Annotated in this window: 15 protein-coding genes and 3 pseudogenes; 9 read left to right on the top strand and 9 right to left on the bottom strand. The window is 66.4% G+C overall.

The genetic code is table 11. From position 1 onward, the window contains the following. Window positions 1-292: CorA family divalent cation transporter (locus RM423_RS21465; RefSeq protein ID WP_311425092.1), on the bottom strand; the 292-nt coding region annotated here is incomplete at its 3' end. Window positions 293-537: 245 nt separating this feature from the next. Here RM423_RS21465 and RM423_RS21460 point away from each other — a divergent pair. From RM423_RS21460 to RM423_RS21435, 6 genes are all read left to right on the top strand, one after another. Continuing rightward, window positions 538-876 (top strand): hypothetical protein, encoded by a 339-nt coding sequence (locus RM423_RS21460; protein ID WP_311425091.1) that lies wholly within the window; start codon window positions 538-540, stop codon window positions 874-876. Window positions 877-1343: 467 nt separating this feature from the next. Beyond that, entirely contained in the window at window positions 1344-1694 is a 351-nt protein-coding gene (locus tag RM423_RS21455) for a hypothetical protein (RefSeq protein WP_311425090.1), read from the top strand. 199 nt (window positions 1695-1893) lie between these two features. Then, window positions 1894-2382 (top strand): universal stress protein, encoded by a 489-nt coding sequence (locus RM423_RS21450; RefSeq protein ID WP_311425089.1) that lies wholly within the window; start codon window positions 1894-1896, stop codon window positions 2380-2382. Beyond that, on the top strand, window positions 2379-5012 hold the full coding sequence (gene mgtA, locus RM423_RS21445; RefSeq protein ID WP_311425088.1) for a magnesium-translocating P-type ATPase: 2634 nt from the start codon (window positions 2379-2381) through the stop codon (window positions 5010-5012). The genes RM423_RS21450 and mgtA overlap by 4 nt, the downstream gene beginning before the upstream one ends. A gap of 29 nt (window positions 5013-5041) precedes the next feature. Beyond that, window positions 5042-7423 (top strand): phosphoketolase family protein, encoded by a 2382-nt coding sequence (locus RM423_RS21440; protein WP_311425087.1) that lies wholly within the window; start codon window positions 5042-5044, stop codon window positions 7421-7423. Window positions 7424-7441: 18 nt separating this feature from the next. After that, complete coding sequence (locus RM423_RS21435; RefSeq protein ID WP_311425086.1) at window positions 7442-8545, top strand: acetate/propionate family kinase; 1104 nt, start codon at window positions 7442-7444, stop codon at window positions 8543-8545. A 109-nt stretch (window positions 8546-8654) separates the two neighbouring features. On the opposite strand, the gene RM423_RS25970 is transcribed toward RM423_RS21435, so the two are convergent. The 5 genes from RM423_RS25970 to RM423_RS21415 all read right to left on the bottom strand — a co-directional run bounded on the left by RM423_RS25970 (window position 8655) and on the right by RM423_RS21415 (window position 14247). Next, complete coding sequence (locus tag RM423_RS25970; protein ID WP_396327819.1) at window positions 8655-8744, bottom strand: hypothetical protein; 90 nt, start codon at window positions 8742-8744, stop codon at window positions 8655-8657. Window positions 8745-8765: 21 nt separating this feature from the next. After that, complete coding sequence (locus RM423_RS21430; RefSeq protein ID WP_311425085.1) at window positions 8766-8936, bottom strand: hypothetical protein; 171 nt, start codon at window positions 8934-8936, stop codon at window positions 8766-8768. 1408 nt (window positions 8937-10344) lie between these two features. Further along, on the bottom strand, window positions 10345-10950 hold the full coding sequence (gene sigK, locus RM423_RS21425; protein ID WP_311425084.1) for an ECF RNA polymerase sigma factor SigK: 606 nt from the start codon (window positions 10948-10950) through the stop codon (window positions 10345-10347). Between the two features lie 529 nt (window positions 10951-11479). Further along, window positions 11480-13276: an aa3-type cytochrome oxidase subunit I gene (gene ctaD, locus RM423_RS21420; RefSeq protein WP_311425083.1), complete on the bottom strand. Its 1797-nt coding sequence runs from the start codon at window positions 13274-13276 to the stop codon at window positions 11480-11482. Window positions 13277-13443: 167 nt separating this feature from the next. Next, entirely contained in the window at window positions 13444-14247 is an 804-nt protein-coding gene (locus tag RM423_RS21415; protein ID WP_311425082.1) for a recombinase family protein, read from the bottom strand. A gap of 77 nt (window positions 14248-14324) precedes the next feature. Between RM423_RS21415 and RM423_RS21410 the strand changes: the two are divergent. The 3 genes and pseudogenes from RM423_RS21410 (at window position 14325) to RM423_RS21400 (ending at window position 17637) form a co-directional block, all read left to right on the top strand. Continuing rightward, window positions 14325-15887, top strand: a pseudogene (locus RM423_RS21410) (IS1182 family transposase). A gap of 782 nt (window positions 15888-16669) precedes the next feature. Beyond that, window positions 16670-17128 (top strand): annotated as a pseudogene (locus RM423_RS21405) (solute carrier family 23 protein); the annotation flags it as partial. A gap of 65 nt (window positions 17129-17193) precedes the next feature. Continuing rightward, entirely contained in the window at window positions 17194-17637 is a 444-nt protein-coding gene (locus RM423_RS21400) for an OsmC family peroxiredoxin (RefSeq protein WP_311425080.1), read from the top strand. 171 nt (window positions 17638-17808) lie between these two features. On the opposite strand, the pseudogene RM423_RS25965 reads toward RM423_RS21400, so the two are convergent. The 3 genes and pseudogenes from RM423_RS25965 to RM423_RS21390 form a co-directional block, all read right to left on the bottom strand. Then, window positions 17809-17963: pseudogene (locus RM423_RS25965) on the bottom strand (TetR family transcriptional regulator); the annotation flags it as partial. Between the two features lie 342 nt (window positions 17964-18305). Further along, window positions 18306-18527: a YegP family protein gene (locus RM423_RS21395; RefSeq protein ID WP_311425079.1), complete on the bottom strand. Its 222-nt coding sequence runs from the start codon at window positions 18525-18527 to the stop codon at window positions 18306-18308. A gap of 503 nt (window positions 18528-19030) precedes the next feature. Continuing rightward, on the bottom strand, window positions 19031-19669 hold the full coding sequence (locus tag RM423_RS21390; RefSeq protein ID WP_311425078.1) for a hypothetical protein: 639 nt from the start codon (window positions 19667-19669) through the stop codon (window positions 19031-19033). Window positions 19670-20074 lie beyond the last annotated feature (405 nt).

The following is a 20074-nucleotide window of genomic DNA, read 5'->3' as shown; positions in this document are numbered from 1 at the left end:
CGCTGGTGTGCAGTTCACCGGTGTCGACGTCCAGATGCACGCCGTACAGGCTCATGAAAATATGGTCGCTGTAGTGATCGACCTTGGGCCGCTGGTGCTCGTGAGCGGCGTCCTCCACGGCCAGGGCGTTGAGGGAGAACTCCTCCGCGAGCAGAGCCAGCTCCCTCTCATCCGGTGACTCCAGATCCAGCCAGACGACCACGTCCGGTTCGCCGATCCGTTCACTGATGTCGGCCGGGTCGAAGTCCTCAGCCTCCAGCACCCCAGCGCGGTAGAGCCGGTTACGTTGCATGCCGCCACCGTATCCGCCGTAAGGGCCAGCCATCCGCAAGCCCCGGCCCGGTCACGGTCACGGGTATCCCGATCGGTGAGTGGCGGTGGACGAGATTGGCTGCTTCGATCCTCGCCGCCCGGCTGCTGCGTCCGCGGTGCCTATCGATGCCGCGGAAATTTCTGCATGGACGCTCGGGTGGGTCACCTACTGGTCTCGCAGATGAGCCGCGGCAATGACCGTCGGCGGGTGGCAGGATGAGGAAGGTGAGCCTGACGTTGCTGACAACACCAGGGCGTGGCATCGCCGTCCTGGGAATATTCGCTCTCGCGTGCGCGCTGCTCCTGACCGCTGAAGTCCTGCCGCCGATCGGCTCCTGGCGCCGCTGGGTGTATCCGCGGGTAGTCATCCTTGCCACCCTTACCTGCGCCGTGCTGCTGCTAACCACCATTGGCCACCTTGATGCCAGGGCCGCGATGCTGTGTGCAGCCCAGATATTCACCGCCGTCGCGGCGAAGCGGCGGCACCGCCTCATAGTCCTCGACAGCCAACAGCGGCAGCGTCGCGTGCGCGCCCAAACCACCAGCCGCCGCGGACGGCACTAACCAAAACCACCGGCCCGAGCCGCTCAGCCGCGCGCTGGACGTGAGATGGTCAGGGAGGCACGCAGCCGGATCGGCTCGATCATGCGCAGCGACGTTTTACGCAGATGCGGCGCGCCCACGTCATGGGCAACAGTGCAGGAATAAGGCTTGAGCTAGCGAACCGGTTACGGACTGGAGATCGGAACGACCTGAGAGAAGGTGTGGCAGTAGGCGAGGATTGAGATCTGCATGAAGCTAGCCGCGCTCGGCGCTCGCGTTCCCATGTCCAGCCTGGTTGCAACTCCTGCTCCCACGACGCTCCCCTCTGAAATGAGTCGCAGACAGACTCGGCAGTGTCGGTCAACGCCCCATGGGTGTGCCCGGGGAGCAGGCGTTGGCCTGCGGCGACGAGACGGTTATCGACCGAGGCGCTCGGACCAACCGACGCACTGCCAGGTGCGGCCTGCGGCACAACGGAAGAACAGCCGGTGGCGAACACCGCGGCTGCAGCCAAAGACGCCGAGCACGCAGTGTCTGATGGCGTGGACGACGTAGTCAGGCTTGGCGCCGGGGAGGTTCTGACATTGCAGCACGCTGCCTACGTCACCGAGGCGCAGGCGCACGCCGACTTGAACTTGCCTCCGTTGCGCCAGTCCCTCCCCGAGGTGGCGGCCGAGCTCGACGACCCGCATGTGCTTGATCTCGGGTGGCGCGACGTGCACGGCCGACTCATCGCTGCGGTCCGCGCACGTCTCATCGGACGGGATGCAGCGGTAGCCGAGATAGGGCCGCCTCTGGCCGGGAAGTGCACGCGGAACGATCACGAAACAGCGGGGTGATAGGCCAGCGGCGGCCCCGACCAGGCAGTACAGCCGGCTGGGCGATTCGGCGGCTGCTTCAGGGCCGGACCCACGTAGTGTCGTGTCTACTGGGCCTACTGCCTATGTCGTGCTTAAACCTATCTTTCAACGCTGGCTACGTTGGGGCATTCGCCTTCGCGGCAGCTCGGAACCGTGAACTTTGAGCGAAGGCGGACATATGACAGCCGACACCGCGGCCCGGGGCAGTGTCGCCGACGATCACAGCTCCCGAATCGTTGTCGGAGTGGACGGCTCCCCATCCTCGGTTGAGACACTGAGGTGGGCGGGGCACCTGGCCGGACCGCTGCGCTGCGGCATCGACGCGGTCTGTGCCTGGCAGATCCCGATGAGCTACTCGATGGCCGCCGGCATGGACGACGACAGCGAGATCGAGACCTTGAAGGTGATCGACCGCGCCGCAGGGGACGCCTTTGGCGACCATCTACCCAACGATCTGCGCAGCCACGTTCGTCAAGGCCACCCTGCGCAGGTTCTGTTGAAGTTCAGCGCCGACACTCACGCTGACATGCTCATCGTGGGCAGCCGCGGACACGGCGGCTTTGTTGGAATGCTCCTTGGCTCGACGAGTGCTTACTGCGTCGAGCACGCCAGGTGCGCTGTCCTGGTCGTCCACGGCAATTCGGGGCGGGACGGTAGCCCGCGATGACGGTCGACGTCCCCGCCCGGGGGCGGTCCGCCGTCAGCGGGATCATCAAGGCGGCCAGTGAGGGCACCGACGCCGTCCTCGTCGGGCTGGGTACGTCCGCCTCCCGCGGCCTGCTCGCCGACGAGGTAGCTCGGCGGCGAGCACAGTGGGGACCGAACGCGGTCTCCTCCCACCGGGCCCGGTTGTTCCCGGTGCTGTGGCACCAGTTGCGCTCGCCGCTGCTCGCGTTGCTGCTGACGGCGGCGGTGGCGTCCTATTTCGTCGGCGAGCGCAGCGATGCGGTCATTATCGGGGTGATCGTCGCTCTGTCGGTCGGGTTGGGGTTCGTCAACGAGTACCGCGCCGAAAAGGCCGCCGAGGCTTTGCACGACCAGATCCACCACGAGACAGTCGTGGTTCGGGACGGGTCGTCCGCGTCGGTCGACGTCACTGACCTGGTGCCCGGCGACGTGGTCGAGCTACGCCTGGGTGACATCGTCCCGGCCGACCTGCGGCTGGTGACAGTGACCGGGCTGAGCTGCGACGAGTCAGTGCTGACCGGTGAGTCGCTGCCGGTCGACAAGACCATAGACACCGTGGCTCCCGGGACGGCGCTGGCTGAACTCGCCGGTTGCGCGTTGATGGGCACCGTCGTCAATGCGGGCGGTGGCTGCGGGGTCGTCGTGTCGACCGGGGCCCGCACCGAATTCGGCACGATAGCCGCCGGCTTGAGCACACACCAGCTCGACACTGAATTCCAGGTCGGGCTGCGCAAGTTCTCGATGCTACTGGTCTACGTCGCGGGCGCGCTGACGACGTCGATCTTCGTGCTCAACGTCGTCCTGCACAAGCCGATCATGGACGCGTTGCTGTTCTCCCTGGCGATCGCCGTCGGCATCACCCCCCAGCTGCTGCCGGCGGTCGTGTCCAGCAGTCTGGCCGCCGGGTCGCGGAGGATGAGCAAGCGCAAAGTGCTGGTCAAACGGCTGGTGTGCATCGAGGATCTGGGCAACGTCGACGTGCTGTTCACCGACAAGACCGGCACCCTGACCGCCGGGCACATCGACTACACCCGCGCGGTTCCCGCAGGCGACCTCGACACCGAAGCGGTGTTGAGGTGGGGCTTGCTGGCCACCGAGAACTCCGGTGCAAACGGCACAGCAGTAGGCGGCAACCCACTCGATCAAGCCCTCTGGCAGGCGCCGGCCGCCGACCCCGTGAAGGCCAGCGTCACCGACTTCGCGCGGCTGGGCACCGTCCCGTTCGACCATGACCGCAACATGGTCTCAGCACTCGTTCGTGATCCCTTGCAGCGTCTCACCCTGGTCACCAAAGGCGCGCCGGAGACCGTTCTGGACCGCTGCGTCGACGTGCCCGAAGCCGCCCGCACAGCGCTGACGCAGGAGTTCGCGGCCGGCAACCGCGTCGTCGCCGTCGCCACCCGCACGGTCAGCTCGCCCGCCGCGCCAACCACGGCCGACGAACACGGAATGACACTGGCCGGCTTCCTGGTGTTCCTGGACCCGCCGAAGCCCGACGCCGCCACAGCCCTCGCCCGACTGGCCACGTTGGGTATCGCGGTGAAAGTGGTGACCGGCGACAACCCCGCCGTCGCCGTCAAGGTGTGTAAGGAACTCGGCCTGAACGTCGGCGGTGCGCTCACCGGTGTGCAGATCAGTGCCCTGGACGACGATGCACTCGCCACCGCGATCGGCACGACCACGGTGTTCGCCCGGGTCAGTCCGCAGGACAAGGCCCGAATCGTGCGGGTGCAGCGGCGCGGTGGCGGCGGGGTGGCGTTCCTCGGTGACGGCGTCAACGACGCTCTCGCGCTGCACGCCGCCGACGTCGGCATCTCGGTCGACTCGGCCACCGACGTCGCCAAGGACGCCGCGGACGTGATCCTGCTCGAGAAGGACCTGGACGTCCTGGCCGACGGTGTCGCCGAAGGCCGCCGGATCTTCGCCAACACGATCAAATATGTGCTGATGGGTACGTCCAGCAATTTCGGCAACATGTTCTCCGCGGCTGGTGCGTCGCTGTTCCTGTCGTTCCTGCCGATGCTGCCCTCGCAGATCCTGCTCAACAACCTGCTCTACGACTCCAGTCAGTTGGCGATCCCCACCGACCACGTCGACGAGGAACAACTGCGCCGGCCCTCGCACTGGGACATCGCCTTCATCCGGCGGTTCATGATCTTCTTCGGGCCACTCAGTTCGGTATTCGACTTCGTCACGTTCGGGGTCATGCTGTGGATCTTCCACGCCGGCGCTGGAGAATTCCGCTCAGCCTGGTTCGTCGAATCCTTGGCCACCCAGACATTGGTGATCTTCGCGATCCGGACCCGGCGCATCCCGTTCTTCCGCAGCCACCCCAGCCTGCCACTGGTCGCCGCCGCGCTGAGCGTGGTACTGGTCGGATCAGTGCTGCCGGCAACCCCACTGGCCCACACACTCGGCTTCCGCCCGCTACCCGGTGCGTTCTTCGCCGCCCTGGTCGCCATGGTCGTCGGCTACCTCGTGCTCATCGAATTCGGCAAACGCATCTTCTACCGCACTGTCGCCGCCCCTGCCGGTCGCCGGCACGACAACCCGGTCCGAGCGCTGCGCCGCCGAGCGGGCCGCTTCAACACGTCGGCTTCAGCCACCTGATCACTGCCTCACCTTTCAACGGAGCAATCATGAGTAGCACCGAAACACTGACCCAGCCCCCCACCGAAGATTTCGCGCTACTCGATGCCTACTGGCGCGCGGCCAACTACCTGTCCGTCGGACAGATCTACCTGCTAGACAATCCGCTGTTGCGCAAACCGTTGCTCGCCGAGCACGTCAAGCCGCGACTGCTCGGGCACTGGGGCACGACACCCGGGCTGAACCTGCTGTACGCGCACATGAACCGGGTCATCAAGGCCCGCGACCTGAACACCCTCTACATCACCGGACCGGGACACGGCGGCCCCGGACTCGTCGCCAATGCCTACCTGGACGGCACCTACAGCGAGGTCTACTCGGCCATCGACCAGGACGAGTCAGGCATGCGCGCGCTGTTCCGGCAGTTCTCGTTTCCCGGCGGGATCCCCAGCCACGTCGCACCCGAGACGCCGGGTTCGATCCACGAGGGCGGCGAGCTGGGCTACTCCCTCGTCCATGCTTACGGCGCCGTCTTCGACAATCCCGACCTACTCGCGCTGTGCGTCATCGGCGACGGGGAAGCCGAAACCGGTCCCCTGGCGGCGAGCTGGCATTCCAACAAATTCCTCGACCCTGTCCGTGACGGGGCCGTGCTGCCCGTGCTGCACCTGAACGGCTACAAGATCGCCAACCCGACCGTGCTCGCCCGCATCCCCGAAGACGAGCTGGCCGAGCTGATGCGCGGCTACGGCTACGAACCGCACTTCGTCAGCGGCGACGAACCGTTCGACGTGCACCGTCAGCTTGCTGCCACCTTGGACGAGGTGCTGGACACGATCAACGCCATCCAGCACAACGCCCGCACCGGCGGCTCCCCCGAACGGCTCGCGTGGCCGATGATCGTGCTGCGCACCCCGAAGGGCTGGACCGGCCCGAAGATCGTCGACGGGCTCCCGGTCGAAGGCACCTGGCGTGCGCACCAGGTGCCGCTGTCGGAGACGCGGACCAACCCCGAGCACCGGGCCCAGCTGGAAGCGTGGTTGCGCAGCTATCACCCCGAAGACCTGTTCGACTCCGACGGCCGGCTCATTGCCGAGCTGCAGGCACTCGCCCCGGACGGCGCGCGACGGATGAGCGCCAACCCCCACGCCAACGGCGGCCTGCTACTGCGCGAGCTGGTCATGCCCGACTTCCGGGACTACGCCGTCGACGTCGACCATCCCGCCACCAGCTCGAGTGAGGCCACCCGGGTGCTGGGCGCATTCCTGCGCGACATCATCGCCGCCAACCCCGACTCGTTCCGCCTGATGGGCCCGGACGAAACCATGTCCAATCGGCTCAACGCCGTGTTCGAGCAGACCGACCGCGCCTGGGACGCCCAAACCGTACCCGGCGACGACCACCTCGCCCCGGACGGGCGCGTGATGGAAGTGCTCTCCGAGCACCTGTGCCAGGGCTGGCTGGAGGGCTACCTACTCACCGGGCGGCACGGGCTGTTCAACTGCTACGAGGCGTTCATCCACATCGTCGACTCGATGTTCAACCAGCACGCCAAATGGCTCAAGACCACCCGCCACATCCCGTGGCGCGCGCCGATCGCGTCGTTGAACTACCTGCTGTCCTCCCACGTCTGGCGCCAGGACAACAACGGCTTCTCCCACCAGGACCCCGGGTTCATCGACCACGTGATCAACAAAAAGGCCGAGATCGTGCGGGTGTACCTCCCGCCGGACACCAACACCCTGCTGTCGGTCGCCGACCACTGCCTGCGCAGCCGAAACTACGTCAACCTCATCATCTCCGGCAAACAACCCGCCCTGACCTACCTGAGCATGGACGCCGCGATCGCGCACTGCACCCGGGGCCTGGGCATCTGGGACTGGGCCGGCAACACCGACGGCGAGCCCGACGTGGTGCTCGCCTGCGCCGGTGACATCCCGACTCTCGAGGTCTTGGCCGCCACCCATCTGTTGCGTCAACACCTGCCGCAACTCAAGGTGCGGGTGATCAACGTCGTCGATCTGATGCGTCTGGAACCCGACTCCGAACATCCGCACGGGCTGGCCGACCGCGACTTCGATGCGCTGTTCACCACGGACAAGCCGGTGATCTTCGCGTTCCACGGGTACCCGTCGGTGATTCACCGGCTCACCTACCGCCGCTCCGGTCACCACAACATCCACGTCCGCGGCTACAAGGAGGAGGGCACCACCACGACGCCGTTCGACATGGTGATGCTCAACGACCTGGACCGGTTCCACCTCGTCATGGACGTCATCGACCGGGTGCCGTCGTTAGGCAGCACGGCCGCGGTGTTGCGCCAGCACATGGCCGACGCGCGGTTCGCGGCCACCGCATACACCCGTGAGCACGGCGAAGACGACCCGGCTATCGCCGACTGGACGTGGCCGAGCGCTGCGGCCGGGGTCTGAGCGGGCAAAGTCACAGCGATGCGGATCCTCGTCGTCAATGCCGGCTCGTCGAGCCTGAAACTGAGCCTGCTCGGTGATGACGACGTCCTCGAACACAGTGCGGACGTCGAAGTCGGTCAGGACGGGATCGACACGGTGGCTCTTGGCGAACTCATTGGCCGCTGGCCCGCGCCCGACGTGGTGGGCCACCGCATCGTGCACGGCGGCACCCTGTTTACCGACGCGGTTCTCGTCAACGCCGACGTGCGAACGCAGCTGGAGGAGCTGACCGATCTGGCGCCGCTGCACCAGCCCAAATCGCTCGCTGCGCTGGACGCCGTCATCGAGAAACTACCCGACGTGCCGGCCGTCGCCTGCTTCGACACCGCCTTCCATTCCGCCATGCCGGCCGCGGCGGCGACGTACGCCGTGCCGCAGGAGTGGCGCGAGCGGTACCGGATCCGGCGCTACGGCTTTCACGGGTTGTCCCATGCCTACGCGTCCGGTCGAGCCGCTCAGATGGTGAACCGTCCCCTGGCACAGCTGCGGATCGTCACCTGCCACCTCGGCGCCGGCGCGTCGTTGTGCGCCGTGCTGGCCGGGCGCAGCGTCGATACGACGATGGGTTTCACCCCGCTGGACGGCCTGGTCATGGCCACCAGATCCGGTTCGGTCGACCCCGGTGTGGTGCTGTGGCTCGAGGAGCATGAACACTTCGACCCGCACAGCATCGCGACCGCGTTGGAGCACCGTTCCGGCCTGCTGGCCCTCGCCGGTACCGCGGACATGCGCGACGTCGAGGCCGCCCTCGACCGGGGTGAACCCGACGCGCAGCTGGCCATGAACGTGTACATTCACCGGCTCGTAGCCGGCATCGCCGCCATGGCCGCCGCCACCGGCGGTGTCGACATCCTCGTGTTCACCGGCGGCGTGGGCGAGCACTCCCCCGTCGTCCGCCGCCTCGCCGCCCAACGACTCGCATACGCCGGAGTCCAGATCGACGAACGCAACGACAACAACCACGGCGACACCGCCATCAGCCCCCAATCAGCGCCGGTGCAAACGCTGGTGATCACCGCCCGCGAAGACCGACAGATCGCCACCGAAACACGACAACTCATCAGCGCGCCACCATCACGCTGAGACGCCGCATCAGGCCGGGGGTTTGGGCCACCACCGGTAAACCTGTTCCATCAGCACCTCGCAGCGCAGGCGACGACCAGTGCCGCCGACCCGATCCAGATCGCTGCTGTCATGACGTACGCCCGAGGTGGGCGTACAGCGTAGGTCGGCTGACGCCGATCGTCTTGGCGACAGCGGTCTTGCTGTGGCCCTCGGCCAGCAGCCGGCGGGCGATGGCCAGCTACTCCGCGGTCATGATCGGCGGCCGGCCGCCCAGTTTGCCGCCCGCCCGCGCCACGGCCAGACCGGCCACGGTCCGTTCCCGGATGACGTCGCGCTCGAACGCCGGGGCGTAGTCCAGCTTGCCCGCATCGACGGTCACCGGGCGCCCGGTGTGCCGGCCGACGGCCACGGCGACGGGCGTGGGCGACCAGTTCGATCATGCCGTCCACGTTGCGCACACGTCCCCAACGGTAAACGCCGGATCCACTCCACGTGCGCCTAAAGCACCTGCGCTCGAGACTCGCTCAGCGAGGCCCGCTTCCGTCCTCGTCGACGAGAGGGGCAACGATTGAATTGAGCAAACCCCGACGTTTATAGGAGGTTGCGTCCTCAGCACTAGGGTCGGCTGCGCTGGGATCCTCCTCGCCACGCTGCTCAGCATCGTCCAGGGCACCGATCCCAGGTAGCGGACCCTCGTCAGCGGCGCGTTCCAACGCCGACTCCGCGCCATCGCGATCTTGGCTGCTACTCATCTGTTTACCTGCTCCCTCACACTGAGCGCCCAATCCGGTTGTCAAGCCACTCTCTGGCTACACGGACCGAGCATCAAAAACACCCCGCCGCCGCGGGCGATTGACACCACCCTGGGCTGATACAACTTATTCGGGCCACCGCCCTGCCAGTATGCCCCAACCGGTGAACCGTTCCGGGGTTTGATGCCGCTTCCTTTCTTTGAACGATGCCGATCATGCCTAACAGGTACCCCGTGGAGCAGCGGAACATCCGACCCGGATGGCTCTTGATCGACTCGAGGAGTACGGCTCGGCGTGAGCGGTGGCCTGGCTCCGGAGCCCAAGCTCGGGGTGGAACCGGAGACGCTGCGTAAGTGGGTGTTGCAGGCTCAGCTCGACGGCGGCCAGGGCAGCGGCGCGACCAGTGAAAAGCTGGCCGAGATAGGGGTTGAGGAACAGCGGTTAGCGGTAGGAACGCCCGGAGCCGCTGCTCAGCGCTCTGCGCCTGCGCGGCCACGTCGTCATCGAGGAGGCCACGACCGACGTCATAACCCGGCAGCAGGCCCGTAGCAACGACGAACCGTGGCTGTGCGATGACTTCATCGACCTGATCGTCGGGCTCCAGCAGCAGCGCCAGACGACACCGGTCCCCGCCACGGTCGCCGTGCAGTTCTATGACCGGTCACCACTGTGCACCCCTCGCGCTCGCGCACTACCTCGGCCGGCCCATCATGCCCGTGCTGGCTCAGGAGGTCAGCAGGCGTAGCTGGCACCAATACCTGTTTGTGGGTATGGTGAAGACACCAAAGAGACCTCCACTGGCGGGTGGGATTCGATTGGGACTGCCGGTAGGTGCGGCTAACACCGATCCGGCGTAAACCTGGGGCGGCCCTTCGGGGCCGCCCCAGGTTCAGTTATGAGACCTCGCTGTAGTCGGTCGCCTCCTGGCTGCTCGGTTGCGCTGTGCGCCGTTTGGGCTGAGGAATGTAGTCGCTCGGCCGGGGCAGGCTTAGGCCCTCTGCGGCCCAGTCCGCCAAGAGTTCGGACATGTTGCGGTTCGGATCATCGAGCGTGGCTGGTCGAGGTTCAGGCAGGTTCCGGGATGAGTTCGCGCAGGCGGCCCAAGCCATCGCGGAGGCGGGTCTTAACGGTGCCGAGGGGGATGTCGAGCAGGGCGGCGATCTCGGATTGGGTGTGGCCGCTGAAGTAGGCCAGGGTGATTGCCTCGCGGTGACGGGTACTCAGTTGCCCCAGTGCGGAGCGGACCCGTTGGGCTTCGATGCTGCTCAGCACGTGTTCGGTGACGCAGTCATAGGGTCGGTCGGTGTGCAGGGCGGCGTACTTGTCATCGCGCACGAGAGCGGATTGGCTGGCCCGGACCCGGTCCACCGCACGGCGGTGAGCGATCATCAGCAGCCACGCCAGAACACCGGACTTGCCGACGTCAAAGCGCGCCGAATGCTGCCACACCTCGAGATAGATGTCCTGGACAACCTCGGAGGTCTGTGCGGTGTCGCGCAGTACGCGCAGCACCATCCCATACACCCGGGTCGAGGTCAGAGCATAAAACGTCGCGAACGCATTCTCGTCGCCGCAGGCCGCGGCGTGCACGAGCTCAACCAGGTCCGGGCTTGGGTGAAGCGCTGGCGGTCCTTCAGGGCTGGTGTCGGGTGACGGCGCAGCTGACTGCATGTGATTCCTTCGACGGACGAGGTGGCACTGTGCGCGTCACCTGCGTCAGTCCAGTCGGTGAGCATCTGCTGCAGCTGAGCGCATCGGCACCACAGACCCTGAGAGTGTGCTCGATTGTTACCATGTCAAGGCCGTCTATGGAGGCTCTTCGCCACAGCGTTGAGCACCCGCGTCGTCGCCACCGGCGCCATGCGTCCTGTCACACCCGTCGGCGCACCCTGGCCGGGCCCGTACCGGCCCGGTCGACGTCGCCGGCTGCCGCACGACCCGGCCGCCGGTTCATCGGCCAACTCCGGCGCGGTGAACCGTGCCAAGGCATCCCACCGCCGCCGTGGGTCCACGGCTTCACCGCACACGCCAACACGAGCCGTGGCCGCGACGCCAATGCTTGCGCCGACTCCGCCGGCCGCCACCAGCTCAGCAAGTGCGTACGCTCGTCCCCGGTCAACGCCAACTCGGCCATCCGCCGCGCTGTCCTAGCCACCCACCAATTCTATGAGTTCAACCACGAATTAGTGGACGCACGACATTAGGAGCCGGGGTCGGTATCGCGATGGCCTTGCCGCGAGCTTTCGCCGCCGATCATGCCGGCTCCGGCTGCTTCCAAACGTCGATGCTTTTTGTCGGCGTGTGCTTCGCGTTCCAACTGGGGTATCAAGTGGGGGTAGTGGGCCTCGAAGGCCGGTCGTTCTGAACGGATGCGTGGCATGGAGATGAAGTTGTGCCGGGGCGGTGGGCAGGAGGTGGCCCACTCCAGGGAGTTGCCGTGACCCCAAGGGTCGTCTTGGGTGACGACCTCGCCGTAGCGGTAGGACCTGTAAACGTTGTAGAGGAAGGGCAGCATCGACGCGCCAAGGATGAATGAGCCGATCGTTGAGATTGTGTTCAGGGTGGTGAAGCCGTCGCTGGGCAGGTAGTCGGCGTAGCGGCGGGGCATCCCTTTCGCGCCTAACCAGTGCTGCACGAGGAAAGTGGTGTGGAAACCGATGAAGGTCAGCCAGAAGTGGAGCTTGCCTAGTCTGTCATCGAGGTAGCGGCCGGTGAATTTGGGAAACCAGAAGTAGATACCAGCGTAGGCAGCGAAAACGATAGTGCCGAAAAGTACGTAGTGGAAATGGGCTACGACGAAGTAGGTGTCTGAGACGTGGAAGTCCAGCGGCGGGGAAGCGAGGATGACCCCGGTCAATCCTCCGAACAGGAAGGTGACGAGGAAGCCGATCGCGAACAGCATCGGCGGCTCGAAGGTTATCGAACCCCGCCACATAGTGCCGATCCAGTTGAAGAATTTTAGGCCGGTCGGTACGGCGATCAGGTAGGACATGAAGGAGAAGAATGGCAACAGCACGGCCCCGGTGGCGAACATGTGGTGTGCCCATACGGTCAGCGACAGCGCGCCGATGGACAGGGTGGCCAGGACGAGGCCCTTGTAGCCGAAGCAGGGCTTCCGTGAGAACACCGGGAAGATTTCGGTCACAATGCCGAAGAATGGCAGTGCAACAATATACACCTCGGGGTGGCCGAAGAACCAGAAAAGATGCTGCCATAGGATCGGTCCCCCATTTTGAGGGGCATACACTTGGGCCCCGAGGTGACGGTCTACCCAGAGCACGAGTAACGCGGCCGTGAGGATCGGAAATGCCAACAAGATGAGCAGCGAAGTCACCAGGATGTTCCACGTGAAGATGGGCATCCGGAACATCGTCATGCCCGGCGCGCGCAGGGTAATGACGGTGGTGACCATGTTGACGCCACCCAGGATGGTGCCGAGGCCCGTGAGCACAAGGCCGAGAATCCAGAGATCGACGCCTGCGCCTGGCGAGTTCTGCATGCTGCTGAGCGGTGTGTAGGCGGTCCAGCCGAAGTCGGCGGCCCCACCTGGAGTCGCGAAGCCCAGCAGGGCAGTGAGCGATCCCAGCAGATACAGCCAATAGGAGAACGCGTTCAGTCTGGGGAACGCGACGTCAGGCGCGCCGATCTGCAACGGCAGCACCAGGTTGGCGAACGCAAAAACCAGGGGTGTCGCAAAAAACAGCAGCATGATAGTTCCGTGCATGGTGAATAGCTGGTTGTACTGTTCCGTCGACAGGAATTGCATTCCCGGGCGGGCCAGTTCGGCGCGCATCAGCAACGCCATGAGTCCGCCGATCATGAACAGAATCCAGGCGGTAACCATGTACATCCGCCCGATCACCTTGTGATCGGTCGTACGCAACAGCGATAGCAACAATGAACCCTTGACCCGATCCGGCACCGGGTAAGGCCGGACCAGGATCGGCACCGGTTCGATGTCGAGCAAGACCGACTGTCGCGGCGGCGCGGTGGTCATGTTTGCCTCCCGTAGGTCGGGGTTCAAGATCGGCTACGGGCTCGCTGCCCTTCGACCTAGGAGCGTACGCCCGGCCGGCGTGAACCAAGAGGCGCTCGCCAACGGCGTGACTGCCCCGCCGACCCGCCGCGCCCAGATCAGCCGCACCCTGGATCGCCGCCCAGAACCTACGACTGATCTACGCCGCCGGCGACCGCGCCCAAGCTGAGCAGCGGCTGCACCAGTACCAAGTCTGGGACCGACGCCAGGATCAACCGCTCACGCGGCGCATCCGGGCTCAGGCTGAGAAGAGCCCGATAATCGGGCTTGCCCACGCCCCGCCCTCGACCGGCTCGGCCCCCCGCCTCAGCTGGTACGACCGGCTCGACGACGTCGCCTTGACTGCCGGCTTCAGCAACGCCGGCCGCGGTCAGAGTCTGCGCTGGTCGCGGTGGCAGGTGCCGGTACAGCGTCGACCTGGTGAGCCCGGTGCGTTCGATGATCTCGGGCAGGGTGAGCCCGTCGTCGTCGCGCAGGCGGCGGGCGTAGTCCAGCTTGCCCGCATCCACGGTCACCGGCCGCCCGACCTGCCGGCCATGGGCGACGGCGACGGCCCGGGCGTGAGCGACCCGCTCCAGCATGTAGGTACGTTCCATCCGCGCGAACAACGCCAACATCACCACCGCCAGCTGCGCCATCGGATCATCAGGGTTGGCCGAGTCGACTCTGATCGGGTCGGCCAGGTTCCGTACTCCCACTCCCCTACCGGCCAGGTCGTGGATCAGGTTCAGGGTGTCGCGGACCGTCCGCCCGAGCCGGTCCAGGGTATGCACCACGATCACATCCCCGTGACGGGCGTACTCAAGCACGGCGTGCAGCCCGGGCCGATCAGTCGTGGCGCCGGACTTCTTGCCCAGATAGACCCGCTCGCCCGGAATCCCGGCCGCCGTGAGTGCGTCGACCTGCCGTTCCAGGTCCTGCCTCGCGGTCAAGACGCGGGCCTAGAAGACTGCTGAATAATGCGTGTGTCCTGGAGCGAGTTGTGGAGTGGTCCGGGAGGATCTGGGGTGTGCAGGGATCTGATCGGCCACAGCGGGATCTGATGGATGTTCAGTCTGTTGCGGGGCATCTGCTGCCGCCGGGCAGCGTGTTCGGATTTCTGTCCGGGCAGCGGGAGCAGTTGTTCCCGGATGTGATGTTCGCTGATCTGTTCGTGTCGGGCGTGGCCGTCCGAGCGTTCCGGCGTCGGTGGTGGCCACGGTGCTGGTGCTGCAGGCGTTGCACGGGCTCTCGGACCGGGAAGCCGCTGAGGCGGTGACGTTCGATCTGCGGTGGAAGGCGGCGTGTGGGTTCGCGGTGGACGCTGCCGCGTTCCACCCCACGACGTTGACGTACTGGCGCCGTCGGCTGGCTAGCTCCATCGCGCCGAACCGGATCTTCGACGCCGTCCGCGAGGTCGTGGCCGAGACCGGTGTGCTGGCGGGAAGAACCCGGCGGGCATTGGATTCCACGATCCTGGACGACGCCGTCGCCACGCAGGACACGGTGACACGCCCTGGTCGCTGCGGTGCGCCGCGTCGCTCGTGTCGTTCCCGGTGCTGGCGAGTTAATCGAAGGAGTCGCGACCGCGTCCGGACATGACTACGCCCGCGCAGGCAAACCTCTGATCGCCTGGGATGACTCTGATGCCCGGGCGCAGCTGATTGATGGGCTGGTCCGCGATGCCAACGCGGTGCTCGCCGCACTCGGCGCCGAGCAGGCGCGGCTGCAGGGTCCGGCCGCGGATGCGGTCGGACTGCTGGGCCTGGTCGCCGGCCAGGACGTCGAGTGGGTGCCCGACGGTGCCAGCGGGGCCGGGACCTGGCGCATCGTGCAGCGGGTCGCCCCCGACCGCATGGTCTCTACCGTCGAACCCGACGCCCGGCACGCCCACAAGACGACCGCACGCCGCCAGGACGGGTTCAAAGCCCACATCGTCATCGAACCCGACACCGGGCTGGTGACCGCCTGCGCGATCACCAAGGCCAGCGGCCAGGGCAGCGGCGACGCCGAAGCCGGCATCACCCTGCTGGGCGCCGACACCACCATCGCAGCCGACCAGCAGATCACCGTCCTGGGCGATTCGGCCTAGGGCACCGGGGACATGCTCGCTGCCCTGCACACCGCCGGGCACATCGCGGTGGTCAAACCCTGGCCGGTCAACCCGGCCGTGGCGGGCGGGTTCACCGTCGATGACTTCATCCCCGACACCATGACCTGCCCGGCCGGTGTCACCCGCAAGATCAACCGGGGCCGGCAGGGCAACTTCGGCGTCGCATGCCGACAGTGCCCGCTGCGCGAGCGATGCACCCGCAGCGCCACCGGAAAATCGATGCGACTCCGCGAGCACGACGCGTTGGCCCGCGCCCACCGCGCCCGTGCAGCAGATCCAGGGTTTATCGCCGACTACCGTCAACACCGACCCATGCTCGAACGCTCGATCGCCTGGATCACTCGCGGCAACCGTCACCTGCGCTACCGCGGCACCGCGGCGAACAACGCCTGGCTGCACCGACGAGCCGCCGCGATCAACCTGCGCCGACTGACCAACCTGGGCCTGCACCGAATCGACCAGAACTGGGCACTGGCCTAACGGAACCACCAGCCCGAAACCCGAACCCTCACACCACACCCTCAACCCCGACACCGCTGCCCCTTCCACAAGCCCATCCCAGACAGCGGACTCACCCGGCACCGCACAGTCGACCAAGCCGAACCGAGCACCCAGAACGCCACTTGTTCAGCAGTCTTCTAGCCCAGATCCATCCGCGGACCGTACCGGAAGTTGCCGCCGTACAACATGACTGACACACCATCGTGAACCGTGCTAGTGGAACGGATTCGGCAGGCGCGCCGCTCCGCTGTCAGCGCGTCAGACAAGCGTTCCATATCCAAGGAAGTGGAACGCCGCATCAGGCATGCTTCCTACATCGTTACAAGGGCCGCTTTGCCGAGGAGTTGGAAGCATCACCGGCCGAATTGGTGGTCTCAGCCTTCACGGGTTTTGGGGGCGACACAGTCTCCGCCCAGTGTTTGCACGTGGGGGGGTTCGGCGCGTGCGGGGGCCAGCCGGGGCGCTGTTGCGGATGAACCCGACCAAGGCGTCGTGGACGGTGGTTGCCAGGGCGGCGGGGGGGCGACGGGGCCGAGCAGGGCGAAGGGGCCGTTGAGGCTGGGGATGTCGGTGGTGAGGAACACCAGGGGAGCTCGATGCAGTGGCAGGCACCGAGTTGCCCGTCGAAGGCGGCGGGGCACCAGCCAAAGGTGTAGGCGTGGGTGGTGCCCCGGGGGTCGGCGCGGTGCGCCTGCGCGAGTCGCCGGGTGCTGTCGCCGAACATGCTGTCGGTCATGGCACGCGCCAGCAGCGGCCTCGCCAGCTTCCGTGCCGTCGTCTCGGTAGGTGTAGCCGTCAGCAGCAACACCGCGTTCATCGAGTCGGCAGCCGGTGTGGGGGGTGGGCGCACCAGGCTGGCGTGCGTGGTCACCGCCCTGCTGTTCCTTTGCGCGACGTTCCTGGCGCCGCTGGTGGCCGTCGCGCCCTACGAGGCGGCACCCCCCGCGCTCGTCGTCGTCGGGTTCCTGATGATGCAGCAGGTCAAGTGCATGGACTGGGACGACCTGGAGATCGCGCTGCCGGCGTTCCTCACCATCGTGCTGATGCCGTTCACCTACTCGATCACGGCCGGGATCGGAGCCGGCTTCGTCCTCTACGTCATCCTCAAGATCGTCCGCCGTAAGGCGCGCCTGGTGCACCCGCTGCGCTGGGTCGTCTCGGCGCTGTTCCTCCTCTGCTTCGCGATCGAGCCGGTCAAGAGCGTCCTGGGCGTGCACTGAGCACCGCTCGGCCGGCGGCTAGTGTCGGTGGTAGCCACCTTCCTCACACCGATGGAGACCCGCACATGCCCACACGCACCGCCCGCACCGCCTGGACCGGCACGCTCGAGCAGGGCTCCGGCCAGGTCGAGCTGAGCAGCAGCAAGATCGGCACGTATGACGTGTCGTTCCCCAAGCGCGCCGCAGACGACGCCGGGGGCTGGACCAGCCCCGAGGAGCTCGTCGCCGCCGCCCACTCCTCGTGCTACGCGATGCAGTTCTCCGCTCTCGCTGCGGCGGCCGGTGGCACTCCGCAGTCGGTCGAGGTGACCGCCGACGTCTCGCTCGGCCCGGACAAGGCCGGCGGCTTCCGGCTCACCGGCATCAAGCTAACCGTCCGCGGCGAGGTCGAGGGCCTGGACGACGAGCAGTTCCTCAAGGTCGCCGAGGAAGCCAAGGCAGGCTGCCCGGTCAGCAAGGCGCTCACCGGCGTCGAGATCACCCTGGACGCCGCGCAAGAAAGCGCCTGACCAACCCCGCACCCGGCTGCCCGCCGAGCCGGCGGCAGCCCACGCCCATTTGGGGTCGAAAACGTCCCCTCCCGGGCGGTGCGGCAGATGTCATCGGTGCAAGATCGGGGAGCAGCCGGCCTCACGCGTGGCGCGGTAAAGCAGTTTGCGGTCGGACGCGACGAGCGTGTCGTCTTTCTCGATCGGGAAGTGGCGATAGATGATCCCGACGCCGGCTTCGCAGCGATCTCACTGATCGGCGCGTCGAGGCCGGATGTGACGAAGACAGCGGCGGCGGCCGCGAGGAGGGTCTGCTCGTTGCGCTGCGCGTCGGCCCGTTTGCTCCGTTGCCGGCAGAGTCGGTTTCAACACCCAGGAGCGCAACTACGGCAAGCGGGTCAACCTGGTGCCCGGCGGCAAGTTCGGGCCGCTGGTCGTCCAGTCGGTGTCGCCCGAGCGAGTTGTCTGCGGTGACGCCGACAAGCACCTGGCGTTGCGGGCGACGTTCGAGATCGACTCGGTGGGGCAGCGGGGCAGCTTCACCACCGAGGTGCAGTTCGTCGACGCGGTCGGCCGTGGCGTAATTCGCGCTGGTGAAGCCGTTCCGACAAGCTGGTCATCCCCGCGCTCATCTCCGCCCCGCGAGCGCGGAGAACACGCACCGCCCCGGGACAATCAGGCAGTGTCAGTCAGGATGAGTCGCTGCTGGTGTCCTCGACCAGTCGGGCTTGGACGGCGTTGCGGCGTACTGAACTGATGCCGTTGAGGGCCGCTGCTCGGGTTTCATAGGTTTCGGAGGTGGCGATGACTTGGCCGTTGGTGGCGTGCAGGGTGAAGTGGAACCTGCCGGCCGTGTTCTTGCTGAGCACGTATTTGCCGACCCGCCCCGAGGCGGCCTTGGACTGAGTCATGCTTTGCGCGATACCGCCGGCTCTAGCGCCAGCTACCCCGCTGACCTGTCGGAACTTGCTGCCCACTTGGCCCGCCGCTTGCTTGGCCCGGTCCACTCTAGCCATGTCTTGTCCTCCAACTCCACTATCAGGTAGGGGCCCTAACCCGCCGGAAGGGTTAAGCACATCACATCACACCCGGGCGAGGTTGGCGTCACCGCGGCGACCCCAGACCGGCTGCTGCCATAGCCGAGGAGGACCCAGGCTTCAGCCCCACCCTTTCCAGCCGCACCCTTCCTCGGTGTCGGATGGTTTCACGGGCCCGGGGACGCGACCCGGGCAAGACCTCGGAAGGTCTCTGCGACGTTCTAGTCGCTGTGTCTAATTAGCTACAGACGGTTCAACACTGAGCCGGGCTCGACGACAGACAGGTAATGAGGCACCGCGCCGACACCGGTCCGAAAAAGGGGCCATGCCTGAACCGTTAGCTTAGAGGGACCCGCCCCGGACTGACAGCCTCAGGCTTAGCCCAGTGGTGGGTTGGTGTTTTCCTGGATGGGGGTTCCGGCCGATGAGGCTTTGGCCTTCACACCTTGCACGACACCTTCCAGCGCGGTGAGTCCGGAGGTGCTGCCGTTCTTGAGGCCGCTGACCGCCGCGTCGATCCGGTTGCCGAGGGCCTGCAGCGGCTGCCCGATCGCCTTGCACAGGCTCGGGTTGGCCTGCACGTCCTCATACGCCAGGCGCACCTCCCGCTTGATGAACAGCGCGGCGGCGCCGGCCTTCCCGATCGCGGTTCTCCGTCCGTGCGCCCCGGACTTGAAGGCGCCTGCCCGTACCGGCGTGTAGAGGTAGCGGTGAAACGCACCGAAGGCCAGCCCGGAGTGAGTGAGGAACTTCGTCTTGGCGAAGCTTGTGGTGTTAGAAGACGGGCAGGACGCAGCGCCCGAGGCTGCAGCAGAGGCCGAAGTGTCACCCGTTGCCGACACCGCCGAGCTGGCCGCTCCACCGGCGATGCTGCTCGCGGTCGCCGCTGCACCACCGGTCGAGGTTTTAGTTGAGCCCCCACAGCCAGCCGCGAGCAAGGCCACCACGAACACCGACAGCACGCTACCGAGCAGCCTGGCGATCGCTGGGCGGTCAGAGATGGTTGATCGCTTCATGTGGTCCTTGTCCTCGACTCGACGCCGAGGAGCCGGGATTTGTGACCCGGGCCGCTCGAGCGTGCAGAGTCACTCGAAGCGTGGCTGGATCTTCAACCCGCCAGCCCAGCGTAGCCACGCCAGGAGCATCACCTCCACCGCAAAGCCGTCCTCGCCTCCATCGTTATCCCGGCGTAACGATGGACGCGAGGACATCGGTCGGATCAAGGCGTGCCACCCCTGCGCCTAGCCACTCTCGACATCACTTGCGCATCGAACTTTTCATCCGCCGCGAGCCTCGGGCCTTCGCCCCGAAAAGTGGACACGCGATTTGATTGTTATGCGGCCGGTCGTAGCGTAGCCGCGGTGGTGGTGTTCTCGTAGGTGATCGGGCTGCGGTAGCCGCAGGCGGAGTGCCGGCGGCGG

The sequence above is a fragment of the Jatrophihabitans lederbergiae genome (assembly GCF_031845305.1).
GTDB classification, from domain to species: Bacteria; Actinomycetota; Actinomycetes; order Mycobacteriales; family Jatrophihabitantaceae; genus Jatrophihabitans_A; species Jatrophihabitans_A lederbergiae.
Note: the sequence above shows the minus strand (reverse complement) of the source record. Positions and strands in the feature narration are given on the sequence as shown.

Bases quoted from the DNA above. Each gene is read 5' to 3' on its own strand.
- mgtA (WP_311425088.1), top strand. From the start codon at position 2,379: ATGACGGTCGACGTCCCCGCCCGGGGGCGGTCCGCCGTCAGCGGGATC.
- RM423_RS21450 (WP_311425089.1), top strand. From the start codon at position 1,894: ATGACAGCCGACACCGCGGCCCGGGGCAGTGTCGCCGACGATCACAGC.
- ctaD (WP_311425083.1), bottom strand. From the start codon at position 13,276: ATGACCACCGCGCCGCCGCGACAGTCGGTCTTGCTCGACATCGAACCG.
- RM423_RS21435 (WP_311425086.1), top strand. From the start codon at position 7,442: ATGCGGATCCTCGTCGTCAATGCCGGCTCGTCGAGCCTGAAACTGAGC.
- RM423_RS21390 (WP_311425078.1), bottom strand. From the start codon at position 19,669: ATGAAGCGATCAACCATCTCTGACCGCCCAGCGATCGCCAGGCTGCTC.
- RM423_RS21440 (WP_311425087.1), top strand. From the start codon at position 5,042: ATGAGTAGCACCGAAACACTGACCCAGCCCCCCACCGAAGATTTCGCG.
- RM423_RS21395 (WP_311425079.1), bottom strand. From the start codon at position 18,527: ATGACTCAGTCCAAGGCCGCCTCGGGGCGGGTCGGCAAATACGTGCTC.
- RM423_RS21400 (WP_311425080.1), top strand. From the start codon at position 17,194: ATGCCCACACGCACCGCCCGCACCGCCTGGACCGGCACGCTCGAGCAG.
- sigK (WP_311425084.1), bottom strand. From the start codon at position 10,950: ATGCAGTCAGCTGCGCCGTCACCCGACACCAGCCCTGAAGGACCGCCA.